This window comes from Flavobacterium sp. UBA7680, from assembly GCF_002482975.1.
In the GTDB taxonomy this organism is placed as follows: Bacteria; Bacteroidota; Bacteroidia; order Flavobacteriales; family Flavobacteriaceae; genus Flavobacterium.
In genome coordinates, this window is sequence record NZ_DLHA01000045.1 from 41,246 (window position 1) to 55,415 (window position 14,170).

The 14,170-nt window shown below is 32.1% G+C and carries 17 protein-coding genes; 8 read left to right on the forward strand and 9 right to left on the reverse strand.

The window, feature by feature from the left end; all coding sequences use genetic code 11:
• Positions 1-4 precede the first annotated feature (4 nt).
• The 9 genes from B3C18_RS19370 to B3C18_RS19410 form a co-directional block, all read right to left on the reverse strand.
• On the reverse strand, positions 5-1,267 hold the full coding sequence (locus B3C18_RS19370; RefSeq protein WP_291150448.1) for a hypothetical protein: 1,263 nt from the start codon (positions 1,265-1,267) through the stop codon (positions 5-7).
• A gap of 15 nt (positions 1,268-1,282) precedes the next feature.
• Entirely contained in the window at positions 1,283-2,095 is an 813-nt protein-coding gene (locus tag B3C18_RS19375; protein ID WP_291150450.1) for a hypothetical protein, read from the reverse strand.
• Positions 2,096-2,286: 191 nt separating this feature from the next.
• Positions 2,287-2,865: a hypothetical protein gene (locus B3C18_RS19380; protein WP_291150452.1), complete on the reverse strand. Its 579-nt coding sequence runs from the start codon at positions 2,863-2,865 to the stop codon at positions 2,287-2,289.
• 1 nt (position 2,866) lies between these two features.
• Positions 2,867-4,288: a radical SAM/SPASM domain-containing protein gene (locus tag B3C18_RS19385; protein WP_291150455.1), complete on the reverse strand. Its 1,422-nt coding sequence runs from the start codon at positions 4,286-4,288 to the stop codon at positions 2,867-2,869.
• Between the two features lie 78 nt (positions 4,289-4,366).
• Positions 4,367-4,537 (reverse strand): DUF1843 domain-containing protein, encoded by a 171-nt coding sequence (locus B3C18_RS19390; RefSeq protein ID WP_232680630.1) that lies wholly within the window; start codon positions 4,535-4,537, stop codon positions 4,367-4,369.
• An 89-nt stretch (positions 4,538-4,626) separates the two neighbouring features.
• Positions 4,627-4,803, reverse strand: a complete 177-nt coding sequence (locus B3C18_RS19395) for a DUF1843 domain-containing protein (RefSeq protein ID WP_291150462.1) — start codon at positions 4,801-4,803, stop codon at positions 4,627-4,629.
• Positions 4,804-4,826: 23 nt separating this feature from the next.
• Positions 4,827-5,480, reverse strand: a complete 654-nt coding sequence (locus B3C18_RS19400; RefSeq protein ID WP_291150465.1) for a hypothetical protein — start codon at positions 5,478-5,480, stop codon at positions 4,827-4,829.
• Positions 5,481-6,145: 665 nt separating this feature from the next.
• A complete protein-coding gene (locus B3C18_RS19405) occupies positions 6,146-7,630 on the reverse strand; it encodes a hypothetical protein (RefSeq protein ID WP_291150468.1) in 1,485 nt (494 codons plus the stop codon).
• Between the two features lie 141 nt (positions 7,631-7,771).
• Positions 7,772-8,185: a DUF1842 domain-containing protein gene (locus B3C18_RS19410; protein WP_291150470.1), complete on the reverse strand. Its 414-nt coding sequence runs from the start codon at positions 8,183-8,185 to the stop codon at positions 7,772-7,774.
• A gap of 401 nt (positions 8,186-8,586) precedes the next feature.
• Here B3C18_RS19410 and B3C18_RS19415 point away from each other — a divergent pair, with 401 nt between their 5' ends.
• The 8 genes from B3C18_RS19415 (at position 8,587) to B3C18_RS19450 (ending at position 14,122) form a co-directional block, all read left to right on the forward strand.
• Complete coding sequence (locus B3C18_RS19415; RefSeq protein WP_073486775.1) at positions 8,587-9,090, forward strand: GbsR/MarR family transcriptional regulator; 504 nt, start codon at positions 8,587-8,589, stop codon at positions 9,088-9,090.
• Positions 9,091-9,891: 801 nt separating this feature from the next.
• Positions 9,892-10,629 (forward strand): YqjF family protein, encoded by a 738-nt coding sequence (locus B3C18_RS19420; RefSeq protein ID WP_291150473.1) that lies wholly within the window; start codon positions 9,892-9,894, stop codon positions 10,627-10,629.
• A gap of 19 nt (positions 10,630-10,648) precedes the next feature.
• Positions 10,649-11,008: a hypothetical protein gene (locus B3C18_RS19425; RefSeq protein ID WP_291150475.1), complete on the forward strand. Its 360-nt coding sequence runs from the start codon at positions 10,649-10,651 to the stop codon at positions 11,006-11,008.
• 5 nt (positions 11,009-11,013) lie between these two features.
• Complete coding sequence (locus B3C18_RS19430; RefSeq protein ID WP_291150477.1) at positions 11,014-11,400, forward strand: hypothetical protein; 387 nt, start codon at positions 11,014-11,016, stop codon at positions 11,398-11,400.
• Positions 11,401-11,467: 67 nt separating this feature from the next.
• The gene (locus B3C18_RS19435; protein WP_291150479.1) at positions 11,468-12,250 is read left to right on the forward strand and encodes a fatty acid desaturase family protein; all 783 of its coding nucleotides are present in this window, start codon (positions 11,468-11,470) and stop codon (positions 12,248-12,250) included.
• A 119-nt stretch (positions 12,251-12,369) separates the two neighbouring features.
• On the forward strand, positions 12,370-13,281 hold the full coding sequence (locus B3C18_RS19440) for a TIGR01777 family oxidoreductase (protein WP_291150481.1): 912 nt from the start codon (positions 12,370-12,372) through the stop codon (positions 13,279-13,281).
• Positions 13,278-13,670, forward strand: coding sequence for a hypothetical protein (locus B3C18_RS19445; RefSeq protein WP_291150483.1), 393 nt, complete (start codon positions 13,278-13,280; stop codon positions 13,668-13,670). Before B3C18_RS19440 ends, B3C18_RS19445 begins: the two co-directional genes overlap by 4 nt.
• The gene (locus tag B3C18_RS19450; protein WP_291150485.1) at positions 13,667-14,122 is read left to right on the forward strand and encodes an SRPBCC family protein; all 456 of its coding nucleotides are present in this window, start codon (positions 13,667-13,669) and stop codon (positions 14,120-14,122) included. Before B3C18_RS19445 ends, B3C18_RS19450 begins: the two co-directional genes overlap by 4 nt.
• The last annotated feature ends 48 nt before the right edge of the window (positions 14,123-14,170 follow it).

Consider the following 14,170-nt stretch of genomic DNA (forward strand, 5'->3'; position numbering starts at 1 on the left):
TTTTTCACTCTGCTAATTGATAAATTAAAGCTCTGCCCTGATGTACGTTTACAACCGATTCATCTGAACCGCGAAACAAACCGGGGCCATAGTTTTTGTCGTCTTTACACAACAACATTCCTACTAAATGAATCTGACGATTGTTTTCTAGATCTTTAAATTCTTTTTGTTCGACAAAATGCTGAATTAAATATTTACTCCAGTTTTCTCTAATAATAGTGTCCCATTCCTGAGCTGTACAATCACTTTTTACGTAAGCTCCAATCCCTCTTCCGCCGCTATTTAATTTTAAAATCAGGTTCTGATCATTTTTAATAAAAGCATCGCAGTCGGCGGGATCAACAATTACATAACTTGGAATTAGGTATTGTTTTAAAAAATCGTAATCTTCTTCGCTTAGATAATCATACATTATTTCGGCATCGTACATTACGGCTAAAACTCTTTTGTCATGAATTAAGATTAAGGTTCTGATATCATTAAAATAACAGTTTTGCTCAATCAGTTTATCGAGTACATCCGGTTTTATTTTTTTTAGTTCTTTCCGATCCATTTCTAAGATAAACTGCGAAACGGGTTCTCCATTTACATAAATAGAATCGTTTGAAACGATTAAATCCTGAGGTTTTACCGAAATTAATTCAACTCCTAATTTTACTAATTCTTTTTGAAGATAAAAAATCTCGGTTCCTTTTTCGTCGTCATGAACGAGAGCCAGTTTTTTATTTGGAGCAAATTGATAGTATAAACCGTCGATCAGGTTTTTTAAATCGGGATCTTTAAAAGTTAGTCCATCTTTGGTTTCACTTATTTCGTCGTTTATCAATTTTAAATAATAACTAATCATCCAGCCGTTTAGCGGATAACGTGCGCCTATCTCGCAAATTTTTGCCTGATTGTTTATATCATATAAAAAATCAGGGCGATAAAAGCCCTGATTGTATGTTGCGCTGTAGCTTTTTTTCAATAAAGCTTCAAGGTCTTTGTCCAGCTGATAATAATTTCGAATTCTCTCGTCTTCAAAATAATTCTGGACAATTGCTTTACAAGCGTAATTTAAAATAGAACACAAACGATTCATTTCGTTATCATATCCTAAAGGTAGTTTTACCGAAGAATTAGCAAAAAAATGACTTCCCAATCCTGTATTTTTTTCAAAATATTCAGAAAATAATTCCTTCCATTTTTTCTGTTTTTCAGGCTGATTTTGCTGCAGACTTATTTTAGGGGCATTGAGCTGCGCTTTTGGTTCTTTCTTTGTAATCATGTATTGAAATATGAATTATAAACTAAGTTCTTCAACTTCCATAACATCTTGCATTACTGCAGATTTTTTAGCCAAATAATCTTTAATGATAGGTTCCATATCGTACGTTTCCAGATCAACATTCATGGCTTTGGCATAATGGAAAATAGAGCTTACGGCAAAAAAGAAATGATTTTTCTCTGTTGGACCGCAGTGAACGCTTATCCACGCTAATGTTTTGTCACGATCTTCTTCTGAAAAACCGTAATCGTTTGTAAGCCATGATTCAAATTTTGGAAGAATATATTCTACTTCTCCATGCGTATAAATTTCATGGATTAAAGTGGTCAATAAAGCGATCATGATGTCTTTATTTCGCAAAGAATTTTGGTCTTTCCACGCTTTAAAATCGTAAGCACTCAGGTTTAAATATTTACGTGAAAGCCAGTCATCGTCTGTACAAATATTGGTTGCCATAGTATAAAATAACTGAGAATGTAAAACTCTGCCCACAACTGCCAAGTCTTCGTCTACAATTCTATTTAAACTTGTAATAGACTGCAAAAGAGCTTCTTTGTCTGCAATAGGTTGGTTTTTATGAACCAGCATTGTCATACGGTTGCTGATTCCTGCAACTGTCATGGCGCTGTTATTCGTTTGGCTCCAACTGTGAAAAAATAACTGTAAACGTTCTTTGTCCTGAACTTTTGATGTTAATTGTTTGAAGCTTTTTTCGATTTTTGAAAATGATTCCTCTTGATTAGGAAGGAACTTTAATAGTTGATCTTTTAAATAAGATTCTTCCATATCTTGAAGAACCGGAAGAATAATTGAACTTAGATTTGTCATGATTCTTGGGGTTTTAGGGTTTATTTTTGATTAGTTTTGAATTTGTGTTTGGTTTGTGTTTGGTTTGTGTTTGTAAACTTATTCTTTAAGTATTTACTGATTTTAAAAAATGCCACAAACACATTAATATCAGGCATGAGTTGGTTAATCTCTGTAATGAAAAATAATTAGGAATCTTGGTTTTGATGGTTTTAAAAAATCTTAACTGAGCGATAGTATTTAATTTTTCTAACCACATCAATATCTTTAAGGTGATATTGTTCTAACCATTCGGCTTCATCAAAAAAATTACATCTGGATTCTGCAATTACGATGATCGGTTTATGCAATGAAATCTGATGTAGTTTATCCAATAATTCGGCATATTGAAAATCATAAAGAGGATTGTACAGATAGAAAATAGTCCCATCAGAAATATTAGTTTTTAAAATATCCCCGCAAATTGCAGCGACATTTATTATTTGTTCTTTTTCGATTAAACCGGCACAAACTTCATGTCGTTCTTTTAGAATTTCAATTCCTTTAAACTTCGCATTTGGATATTTTACAGCTCCATATAAAATGATGTTTCCATAACCGGAACCTAAATCGTAAAATACGGTTTCGTTTGTTATTTCGATAGGATCAAAAAGATCAGATAAAAAACTGGAAGAACCATATCGATAAGAATTAAGACCATATTTAATTGTAATTTCAGGAAGACTTAAAGTTCCTTCAATTGTATTTGAATATTGGTCAATTTCTGATTGAATCTTTTTTAGCAGTTCCATATTATTTCATCATTAGTAATTCTAATTTTTCCAGTGAACGTTTGGCTATTTCCATTTTAGCGGCATATTCATCGTTTACTTTTTGAATGTCGGCATTGCAAAAAGTACATGTCGTTTCTTCTTCATAAACATAATTATCACAGCCATTACAAAGTTTAAGTGCTTTTGGAATTCTTGGAACTCTGTCTGTATTTGCTACCGGAACCAGAGGCGCATTATGTGGTGACTGCACTTCGACTACTTCTCCTTTTTCATTTTCTACTATGATTTCAAATAAACCAATATCAAAAGAGAGTCCGGGTGCTTCTTTTATTTTTCTTATTCTTTCGTGAAGTCCTTTCTTTTTTAATTCTAAGGCGCGATAATGGCAAAAAGGGTTATTGCCTCTTTTTCCAAATAATACATGGCTCGTCCAGGTGCAGCCAGCCAGGCAAGAAGATTCGTAATAACAGCCTTTACATCCTCCCCATAATTCTTCTTTATTTCTATATCTGGAAAAAACCATTTCTTCACTGTATCTCCAAATGTCTTCCAGTTTCATGTCTTTTACATTACCTCCTGTATATTCGGTTGTGGGTAATGACGGACAGCCTTTTATTTTTCCATCGGCTTCAATGCCAATTCCGGTATGTCCCGCAGAACATCCTGTATAATATTTTTCGTTTCCTTGTCGCCATATATGTTCATAAGGCCCAAAGTAACCAATGTTGTTTCCGGCTTGTATTAAAACATTATTTGCCAGTGCTTTTCTGTATATAACAATAAGTTTTTCGTAAAAGTCGATTAATTCATAAGGCTGAAGAATCAATTCTTCAGAATGATCAACGGCATTTCCCATAGCAACTGCCAGTTGTATCTGCCAGTTTCTTACGCCATTTTCGATCAAAACATCTAGAAGTTCGCTCAGCTCATTTTGATTTAATTTTGTGATTACGGTATTTACACTAGATGGTATATCGTACTTTTTTAGTAATTGGAGACAATGGATTACATGATCAAAAGAATCTCTTCTTCCTCTTATTTTATTGTGAGTCTCCGGTAGTCCATCAATAGAAACACCAATGTTTCGTATTCCTGCTTTTTTTGCATCACTAATTCGCTCTTCATTTAAATTATATGCTCCAGACTGCATTGAACATTCAATTCCGCTTTCGTGAATTTTTGCAATTATGTCAAGCCAGTCTTTTCTTAAAAAAGCTTCGCCGCCAATAATTGTGATTTCTCTTGTACCCAGACGTTTAAGACTATCAATAACGTCAAAACATTGTTCGGTAGTTAGTTCACCAGGTCTCACTTTTCCGGCTCTGGAACCGCAGTGCGAGCATTTCAAATTACAGGCAAGAGTTATTTCCCAAACAACATGAACCGGGGTTGCTGTTTTATAATCATCTCGTACTCTGTATCGTATAGAAGTCTTATCCATTTTAATTGATTTAGGGTTTTGTTGATTTTTTTAAAGAACGGTTTAAAAAGCAAGGCTTAATAAACCGTTCTTTTTAGATTACTTTCTAAGCTTTTCAATAGCCTCCAGCAATTCTACCAAAGCAGCGCTCAGGTCTCCCTGCTCTCTAACTGTTTGTTTCGCTTGTTCAGCTACTGCTCTCATTTTTTCTAAATCATTTGAAGCTATCGCTTCTCTGATTCCTGCTGCGTAAAGCATTACTACTCCCATAACATTTTTGTTTTTTAGTTATTCCTACTCTTGAGGTTTTTCGGATTCACCCTTGTTATCCTGAACAAGTCAGCTTTTTTTGTTTGTTTTTATTTTTTGTTCTTTAGAGCTTCTATTGCTTCCAGTAATTCTAACAAAGCGGCACTTAAGTCCCCTTGATCTTTTATTACTTGTTTTGCTTGTTCTGCAATAGCTTCCATTTTTGCTAAATCGTTAGAAGCTATCGCTTCTCTGACTGCAACACCGTAAGGCATCATTATTCCCATAGTTATTTTGTTTTTATAGATTATTAACCTCCAAATTGATGTAGAAAAATGGCTGGATCATTTGGGTTTAAACAAGTTAAATTCCCCATAGTAACCGTTTTTCCATCTTTGTTTTTTCCTGAAATCATGATATTTTTCAATCCTGTTCTTAATTGTCCAACACGATTTCCGCCAGTTACTTCAATTCCCATTTCGTGAGGAGTACCTGTTCTTGTTGCGATAATATTTCCTTTTCCATTTTCGATTAGAAGAATCTCTCCAATTGCCGGAGGAGGAAATGACTGCGTTACGGTAATATCAGTAAGTGGTCCCAGTATGATATAATCTGGTAAAATTTCTGTGTTAATAGCGTCTAACTCTGGTTTAAGAAGGTTGATAGTTCTTCCAAATTCTGGATTATCACCTGCATTTGTGCAGTACATCCATGGAGTTGTGAAAGAAGTTCCGTCTTCTGTTTCTCCAATTGCTACATATCTTTGGTGTACTACCAGTTTAGTTTTTTGAGTAACTGAAGTAAGATCAAGATTGTAAAATACAGATGTTATAAGTGTACCAACAGCATACGTTCCGCTGGCTCCTTCGACAACAGGAAGAATAACAGGGCCAACGCCGCCGCCTTTCCAGTCTATATAAGGATACACATTTACATTTTTAACTTTTTGAGGTATAGGTTGCATAATTCTAATTTTTTGGGTCTTACTCATAAGGCTTTTCGGCTCCGCCTTCGCTTTTTCCTGTGCGAAACAGTTCGTTTTTTAAAGTGAGTTCTGCTCCACTACTACTATAATTTCACAATGAATATTTTAAGAAACCATGCTTGCCTATGACATAAAAAGAGCTGTTCTTAAAAATCAAATAGAAATAATTAATAAAATAAATTCTGCCGGCTGCTTTTATTCTATACTTTAAAATTAATCTTGATATACAGACATTTACTACAAAAATGTTATGAGAAGAATATTTTTTGTCATGAAACAGAAAAAACAATACATAAGATTATTCTTAAAAAACATAAACACATTAGATAAGTTTTTATTTACATTTTTATAACGTTATAAAAATTTTAAAGACAGGGATTTACAGTGAGGTTTAAAAATAAATGGAGATATAAAAAAACAGAGTTTCTATTGTAACAATCAGTTACAATAGAAACTCCGTTTTTTCAGGATTGGAATATCGTTTTATATTTTAAGAAATTGGAAAACTCATTTTCTGGGAAATCCAATTAATGATTCTTCTAATCATTTTAAAAGAAGATAAAATAGAAAAGCCGAAGTAATACTTCGGCTTTTCATTTGGAGCAAAATTAAAATAAGACACTTTTTGTTTTCCAAAAAATGAACTATTTATTTCGACGAACAAACACTTCTTCAAACTGTTTAAGTTTAAGTGTTCTTGTTTCTTCGATGCGTTTAGATTTCAAGTTAACGTTTTTAGCAGTTGCGGGTTGAGGTTTTGTAGTATACAAATAAGACTCAAATACATGGCTTAAATACAAAGGAGATTTTCCAATTCCTCTTATAGTGTCAAAATTTTGAGATTGATGACAACTAAAGCAATTCGCTAAATTACCAACATTAATTTTATGTATACTATCTTTAAAAGTCTGCGTGTAAGTTTCCATTGTAATGTTTGCTAAATTAGCAGAACCTCTTGCCAATGAATCTGGAAGAACGCTTGAAATTTTACTTTTTACAATAGTTTGTGCTTGTTGCGCCGGAGTTAATCCGTCTGTATTTAACCAAATTGATCCGTTGTAGAAGTAATTCTTGAAAACGTCTGTTAATTTTGAAGCTACACATTTATTGATCGTATCGATGTTGTCAAAATTAGCAGGCTCAGATTGGCTTGTTTTCATGTAAGCATTTGTAGTTATTACTTTTGGAACTCCATATTCATAAAGAACAAAAGCTTTATACGGCTCTAGTGGTTTCTTGTTTACTTTATCCCATTTTATTCCTTTTAAGCCAGAAGTTGTTCCGCTTTCATAAAGCAGCATTTCAGTTGCTGAAGTCACAGAATTGTTTTTCCAGTCATAAATCGGAGCCATTTCTTTATGCTCAAAAGTTGCCCAGATAAATTCAGGATGATTTTTTACAACTCCCACAACGTGCATTCCTAATAAAGCAACAGATTTTGCTACATATTGTCCTTGCTTATTTTTGAATGCCGCCTTAGTAACGAAATACTCTCCAATTTTTTCTTTCGGAATTGCATCTGTACTTATCCATGAAACTTTTAACTCTAATGAACCAACAGGAAATGTTTCTAAATTAGAATAAGGAACTTTCCCGCTATTAATTTCAGAAGCCGCAATAATGGCTTTATCATGTAATGTCTTATTTACGTGTATGGAATAATATACCGTATCACCAGCCGTTTTCCCAGAAACAAATTTCGGATTAGAAACTAATACTCCTTCTGGACCTGCCTGATTAATGGAGCTTAAAACTAATTTTAATCCTAATTGCGGAGCAACTGGTGCCATCTCAGGACTAACTACATCCAAAGAATCTAAAAACAACGGATTTCCAGATGGCAGTGGTTTTGTGACCCAAAGGAATTTTTGCCATGACCATTGATGGAAAATACAATTTGTTGTACTTGAAGTATCAAAAGGACTTCCGTCTCCTTCTGCAGGCGGCGGTGTCTGTTCGTGCGGGAACCAGCTTGCTTCGCATTCGCAAGGTGCGGCTGCTGCTTCGGTTTTAGCATATCCCGAAACTCCGGCTTTTCCGAATAATTTTTCTTTATTCAAAAAGAATATTGTAACAGCTGTAGCAATAAACACAACTAATACAATTATAATAATAGGTTTTCTTTTCATGTTTTTGTAATTTATTTTTTTTTGACAATAAAAAAGGTCGTCTAAAAAGACGACCCTTTCAATCAAAACTGTAACCAAATCAGGCGTAATTAAATCCTAATATGTTTCGTAATTCGAGTTGTTAATATTTGGGGTCTCTTATTATGCCAACTCTGCTTGTAAATTTGTTGCTGCTTTTACAGGTACGTTTTCAATATGATGTTGGTAGTATGAAAAACCTCCAAGTCCGTTCCAATCTGCATTAACAGCTAAATGAGCGTCAAAATCAGCTAAAAAAGCACCAATTGCCGGAGCTGGAAAAGTTTGAACATATTGTCCTTTTAAACTAACTAATTGTGTATATGGTTCAATTCCTGCTGCATATATTTTTCCAGTTACAGAAACAACAATATGACTATCAGGACCAGGTATTGCCTGAGTAATTACTACTGTACCAGAAACAGAATGTTGTGATGGTACAACAACTAAACTAAATGATGCAATTGGAGCACCTGGTGTTCCTACATTTCCGATTGTGCCACTTGCTAAATAAGCACCTGCTAATAAATCTGCCATAACTTTTATATTTTTTGGTTTTCCTACTCATAAGGCTTTTCGGAACCGCCTCGTTTTTTTAGGTGGGTTCTGCTCCACCTATTTTTGATATTTTATTTTTATATTCTTATTTAAATACTTTTATCAAGTGTTTTAAATAGTAATACTTTGGTTTATTTCTACTTCAAAACTATATCAGATAAGTAGACTTAATTAAAAAAATGATATGAAAGGGAGATTCTTTGGTATGAATCGAATAAAGAATGGCACAAGATAATTTTATACGTAAAAACACGTGTTTAAAGCAAAAACAAATGATTGGAGAGCAATGATTTAATTGAATTAAAAAAAAATATAAAAATATTTCAAACAAACTTTCAATTATTTTTGAAAGTTTAAAAACTTTTAATTACTTTTGATCTATGGAATTCAAAGAAGCAAAAAATAAGTTTGTACAAACCTGGGGAGCTTTAGGTTCTCAATGGGGAATTAATAAAACGATGGCACAGATCCACGCTTTATTAATGATCTCAAACGAGGCTGTTTCTATGGAAGACATTATGGAAGAATTGCAGATTTCACGCGGAAATGCAAGCATGAATCTGAGAGGATTAATGGATTGGGGAATTGTTTATAAAGAATTTAAAGCCGGCGAAAGAAGAGAATTTTTTACTGCCGAAAAAGATTTAGACGAATTAGCTGCAAAAATTTCCAGAGAAAGAAGCAAAAGAGAAATCAAACCTGCTCTTAAAATCTTAAAAGAAGTTTCGACAATTGAAGCAAAAGATTCTGCAGAAGAAAAACACTTTGTGGATCAAACTTCCAAATTATACGATTTCGTTTTAAAGGCAGATAATATGCTGGACAAAGTGACTGAATTCAATGAAAACTGGTTAGGGAAATTGGTTATAAAAATGATGAAGTAAAAAAATTTAATTAAAACTTTCATTTTTTTCTGAAAGTTTAAAACAATCAATAACTATGATACCAACAAAAAGTATAAACAAATTTGCCTTAATAATCTGTTTCCTTTTCTATTTAACATGTTATTTACGTTTTGCCGGACAAGCATTTTTATTAATAGTACAATTGATTTCGGCATTTTTTTTAAGTATTGAAATATTTTCAAAACCAAATAATTATAAAATAAAAAAACAAATAAAAACATATTGGACAGTTACGATTCTAAATGCGATCATTCTTTTCTCATTTTTTAATTTCATAATGTGGAATGATTTTTTACAAGTCGTTTTTGTAACTCTAATACCGAATGTTACTGCCATTTATTTTTATAGAATACTAATTAAATGTGAAAACTCAGGATTTGTGATCTAAAATTATCCAAAATTCTTTTTTCAAAAAATTAAAATTATCCATAATCATGAAAAATCTTAATTACCTAAATTACTTTTTTTACCGGAGTTCCAGCTATTTTAATCTTGATTGGTCTTTTAGACAATTCCCCTCTTTCTGGCCTCTTTGTATATGGATTGCTTTTCAGCATTTTGACAGGATTATTTCAGGTTGCAATTGGAGGAAGTATGCTTGCAGATGAGCCAAGAGATAGAAATCTTCAATTATATATATACGGAGTTATTTTCTTTTATAACCTTATTTATTATCAACCCTTTTTTACCAGATTACTTTTTTAAAAAACATTTCATATTTGGAATGCCAGCTGTCCTCGCCTTATACCTTTCAATAATAATTTATAAAAAAGCACACAAATGAACTTCTTAAAAGCAGAATGGAAAAACTTAGCACTTTTCAATTATGAAGTTGATGCTAAATTATTGGAAAAATACCTTCCCGCAGGAACTGAAATAGATATCTGGAATAACAAATGTTACGTAAGTCTTGTTGGGTTTATGTTTAAAAACACAAAAGTATTAGGCTTAAAAGTTCCGTTTCATGTAGATTTTGAAGAGGTTAATTTAAGATTCTACGTAAAACGTTTTGAAAGTGGTGAATGGAAACGCGGTGTAGTTTTCATTAAAGAAATTGTTCCTAAAAGCGCCATAACTTTTATCGCTAATGCTTTATATCAGGAACATTATGAAACTCAAAAAATGAGACATCAAATTATTGAGAATGAGAATACCAATACTTTTATTTATCAATGGAAAAATGAGAAAAAGTGGAATACAATTAAACTGGAAACCAAAAATGTTTTAACTCAAATTGAAGTTGATTCTGAAGCTGATTTTATTACAGAACATTATTTCGGATATACAAAAATTGATGAAGAAACAACTTTTGAATATGAAGTACAACATCCAAGATGGGAACAACTGGAAGTTTTAAATCATACAATTGACATTGATTTTGAAAAAACTTATGGAAAGGATTTTGGATTTCTTCAGCACACACAGCCAACTTCAGTTTTCATGGCTAAAGGCTCAAGAATTACAGTTAAAAATAAAAGAAAACTACAGGCAATTCCAGTTTTAGAAGAAATGTATTAACCCATAAATAAAACCAGTCATGAATTTCAACATCATCGGATATTTAATATATCTCAGCATTACGACTTTCATCATTTTAAAAGTTGGAAAAATCTGCTACAAAAACGGAAATATTTATGTTGCAGATCTAATCCCTAATCACGCTGATCTTTGCCAAAAAATCAATCAGGTTTTGCTTTTAGCTTATTACCTTTTAAATATTGGTTATTGTGCCATGACATTAATTTCCTGGCAGAAAATTATTTCATCAACACAATTGATTGAAATGATCTGTATAAAAACAGCTGTCATAATTTTTATTATTTCAATTCTGCATTACCTCAACATTTTAATTATAACTAAATACATTCAAAAACTAATTCATAACAACAAAAACTAAATATTATGGAAACTACAAAAATCTTAATCGGTTACAGTATTTATTTACCAGTCGCTTTATTTCTAACTTATTACGTTTCTAAAACACTTTTTAAAAACGGAAAAATCTTTATGCTTGACATCTTTAAAGGCCGTGAAGAAATTGCAGAAGCAACCAACAAACTTTTTGAAACCGGATTTTATCTTTTAAATATTGGTTTTGCCTTAATGATCTTAGAATTGCAATTAAGCAACGATACATATCAGGAATTAATTGAAAATTTAAGTTATAAAATTGGCGGTTTTTCTATTTATCTTGGTATCATGTTATTCTTCAACTTGTATTTCTTTTTTAGAGGAAAACGAAAAGCCAAAGAAGCTCAAAGAGAAGAAAGATTGGTTTTTAAAGCATAACTATCCGTTCTAAACCCGACAGGTTTTAAAAACCTGTCGGGTTTGATAAAACCTAAATTTAGATAAAATGACACATCAGGAAATACTCAAAAAAGTGCAATGGAAAGATTTGAAAACACTTAGCTTTAAAGAAATGCTAATTGAAAACAACTTGACAATTCCGTGGTTTCTAGTTTCTATGACACTTTCTTATTTTGGCTATTATTTATTAGCGATTCCTTTTTCAGCTTTTTTCTTTCTAGCCGGATTAAGACAAGTGCATAATGGTTTTCATAATTCATTGGGAACAAACAAATTCTTGACTTGGTTTACACTTTATTCAAACAGTATTTTATTGATGGTTTCAATTCATGCCGTTAAATTCAATCATATTCGACATCATAAATATTGTTTGTCTGATGAAGATTACGAAGGAAAATCAGCAAAAATGACTTGGTACGGAGCTATTCTTTATGGACCAATTCATATGTTTTTGATCCATAAAGTGACTTTGCAAAAAGGAAATAGAAATTATGTCAAAAATGTAATCTTAGAGCTTTTTTCTATTGCAGTAGTAACTTTTATAATTTTCTATTTTCAGATTCATTTTCTGATCTATCATTTTATCATAATGGTCTTCGCCGAATTTTTAATGGCTTTCTTTGCGGTTTGGACTGTACATCATGATACCGAAGATTCTCCGGAATTTGCCAGAACACAGCGAGAAGACTGGAAAAACAAAATTACTTTTAGCATGTTTTATCATTTAGAACATCATTTATTTCCGGCTGTTCCAACAATTAAATTACCAGAACTGGCAAGAAGAATTGATGATGTATTTCCAGAAATTGAGAAAAAGAACACTTTTTAGTTGTAAAATATTAGGTTGCCACGAATTACACTAATTTCCACTAATTTTTATTTTCTAAATCAATTGCAAAAATGAATTCGTGAAAATTCGTGCAATTCGTGGCAAAAAATCTACACCCAATGAAAAAACTCATAATCGCAGCCGGAACAGGTTTTCTCGGACAAGTTTTAATCAATCATTTCAAAGATAAATTTGAAGAAATTGTAATTCTAACCCGAGGAAAATCTCAAACAATTAACGGAATTAAATATGTAAACTGGAATGCCAGAACTTTTTCTGGCTGGGAAAAGGAATTGGAGAGTGCGACGGTTTTAATTAATCTCGCTGGAAAATCTGTTGATTGTCGTTATACCAAAGAGAATAAAAAAGAAATTCTTTGGTCTAGAATTGAAAGTACCAAGATTTTAAACAAAGCGGTTTTGAATTGTAAAAATCCACCGAAACATTGGCTGAATTCATCAACGGCAACTATTTATCGTTTTTCTTTAGACAAACAAATGGATGAAGTTAACGGTGAAATTGGAAATGATTTTTCTATAAATGTGGCACTTTCATGGGAAAAAGCATTTTTTAAAACCGAAACTTCAAATACGTTAAAAACGGCTTTGCGGACTTCTATTGTTTTAGGAAAAAATGGAGGCGCTTTAATTCCGTTGAAGACTTTGGCTAAAATTGGTTTTGGAGGAAAACAAGGAAACGGAAATCAGTTTATAAGCTGGATTCACGAAGAAGATTTTGCAAATGCGGTTGATTTTATTATTGAAAAAGAAATTACCGGAGTTATAAATGTGGTTTCTCCAGAACCTATTCGTAATGCTGATTTTATGCAGAAACTTCGAAAAGCTGTTGGTTTTCCTTTTGGAATTCCGCTTAACAAATTCTTTCTAGAAATTGGAGCATTTTTTATTCGAACAGAAACAGAACTGGTTTTGAAAAGTCGAAATGTGATTCCGAAAAAGCTTTTGCAAAATGGATTTCAATTTAAGTTTGGAGATATTGATAATGCTTTTAAAACTTTATTAAAGAAATGAATTGGACCTTTACAGGTAGACATTGGACTTTCACACTACTATGCGGACCATTTATTTTTGCATTAATAAATGGTTTTAATACCAATTGGAGTCCAAACAATTATCTTGATTTTTTTCAATTATATCCATTTACAATATTCATCGGACTTCTCTTTTCCCTGCCAACTTATTCTTTTTATATCGTTCTTTTTACCTTTTTTAAAAACAAAAAGATAAAAACGATTAATGAAAAAGCAGCTCTAATTATCATTGTAATAATTGGAATTTTTATAACAACATCACTTATAAATGGGACTGTATGGCTTGACCTTGCCATATCTTATTCAATCTCATCAATTATAACAGGGTTATTTTTTACACAATATTTTAAAGATCACGAAGAATCATGACAACAATACACCTCACAACAAAAATAAAAGCGTCAAAACAAATCGTTTTTGACGCCTCAAGAAATATCGATATTCATCAGCAATCTGCAAGTCCTACAAAAGAAAAAGCAATTGCCGGAGTGACATCTGGATTAATAAATTTAAACGAAACAGTAACTTGGCGAGGCAAACACTTCGGGGTTTATCTCACACACAAAACCCGAATTCCTGTAATGGATTTCTACGATTATTTTGTGGATGAAATGGAAGAAGGAAAATTTAAATCTTTCAGGCATGAACATATTTTTGAGGAACAAAATGGCGTAACAATCATGAAAGATGTATTACAATATGAAACTCCGTTCGGGATATTTGGAGAACTTTTCGATATTCTATTTTTAGAAAAGCATCTTACTAATTTTCTTTTGGAAAGAAATAAGGTTTTAAAAGAAGTATCTGAAAAACTTAGTTAATATAATTTTCTTACTTTTATAAGTAATTCATTTCTGAATGATTCAGAT

Excerpts from the sequence above, each read along its gene's own strand:
- B3C18_RS19370 (WP_291150448.1), bottom strand. The coding sequence starts at position 1,267 with ATGATTACAAAGAAAGAACCAAAAGCGCAGCTCAATGCCCCTAAAATA.
- B3C18_RS19375 (WP_291150450.1), bottom strand. The coding sequence starts at position 2,095 with ATGACAAATCTAAGTTCAATTATTCTTCCGGTTCTTCAAGATATGGAA.
- B3C18_RS19380 (WP_291150452.1), bottom strand. The coding sequence starts at position 2,865 with ATGGAACTGCTAAAAAAGATTCAATCAGAAATTGACCAATATTCAAAT.
- B3C18_RS19385 (WP_291150455.1), bottom strand. The coding sequence starts at position 4,288 with ATGGATAAGACTTCTATACGATACAGAGTACGAGATGATTATAAAACA.
- B3C18_RS19390 (WP_232680630.1), bottom strand. The coding sequence starts at position 4,537 with ATGGGAGTAGTAATGCTTTACGCAGCAGGAATCAGAGAAGCGATAGCT.
- B3C18_RS19395 (WP_291150462.1), bottom strand. The coding sequence starts at position 4,803 with ATGGGAATAATGATGCCTTACGGTGTTGCAGTCAGAGAAGCGATAGCT.
- B3C18_RS19400 (WP_291150465.1), bottom strand. The coding sequence starts at position 5,480 with ATGCAACCTATACCTCAAAAAGTTAAAAATGTAAATGTGTATCCTTAT.
- B3C18_RS19405 (WP_291150468.1), bottom strand. The coding sequence starts at position 7,630 with ATGAAAAGAAAACCTATTATTATAATTGTATTAGTTGTGTTTATTGCT.
- B3C18_RS19410 (WP_291150470.1), bottom strand. The coding sequence starts at position 8,185 with ATGGCAGATTTATTAGCAGGTGCTTATTTAGCAAGTGGCACAATCGGA.
- B3C18_RS19415 (WP_073486775.1), top strand. The coding sequence starts at position 8,587 with ATGGAATTCAAAGAAGCAAAAAATAAGTTTGTACAAACCTGGGGAGCT.
- B3C18_RS19420 (WP_291150473.1), top strand. The coding sequence starts at position 9,892 with ATGAACTTCTTAAAAGCAGAATGGAAAAACTTAGCACTTTTCAATTAT.
- B3C18_RS19425 (WP_291150475.1), top strand. The coding sequence starts at position 10,649 with ATGAATTTCAACATCATCGGATATTTAATATATCTCAGCATTACGACT.
- B3C18_RS19430 (WP_291150477.1), top strand. The coding sequence starts at position 11,014 with ATGGAAACTACAAAAATCTTAATCGGTTACAGTATTTATTTACCAGTC.
- B3C18_RS19435 (WP_291150479.1), top strand. The coding sequence starts at position 11,468 with ATGACACATCAGGAAATACTCAAAAAAGTGCAATGGAAAGATTTGAAA.
- B3C18_RS19440 (WP_291150481.1), top strand. The coding sequence starts at position 12,370 with ATGAAAAAACTCATAATCGCAGCCGGAACAGGTTTTCTCGGACAAGTT.
- B3C18_RS19445 (WP_291150483.1), top strand. The coding sequence starts at position 13,278 with ATGAATTGGACCTTTACAGGTAGACATTGGACTTTCACACTACTATGC.
- B3C18_RS19450 (WP_291150485.1), top strand. The coding sequence starts at position 13,667 with ATGACAACAATACACCTCACAACAAAAATAAAAGCGTCAAAACAAATC.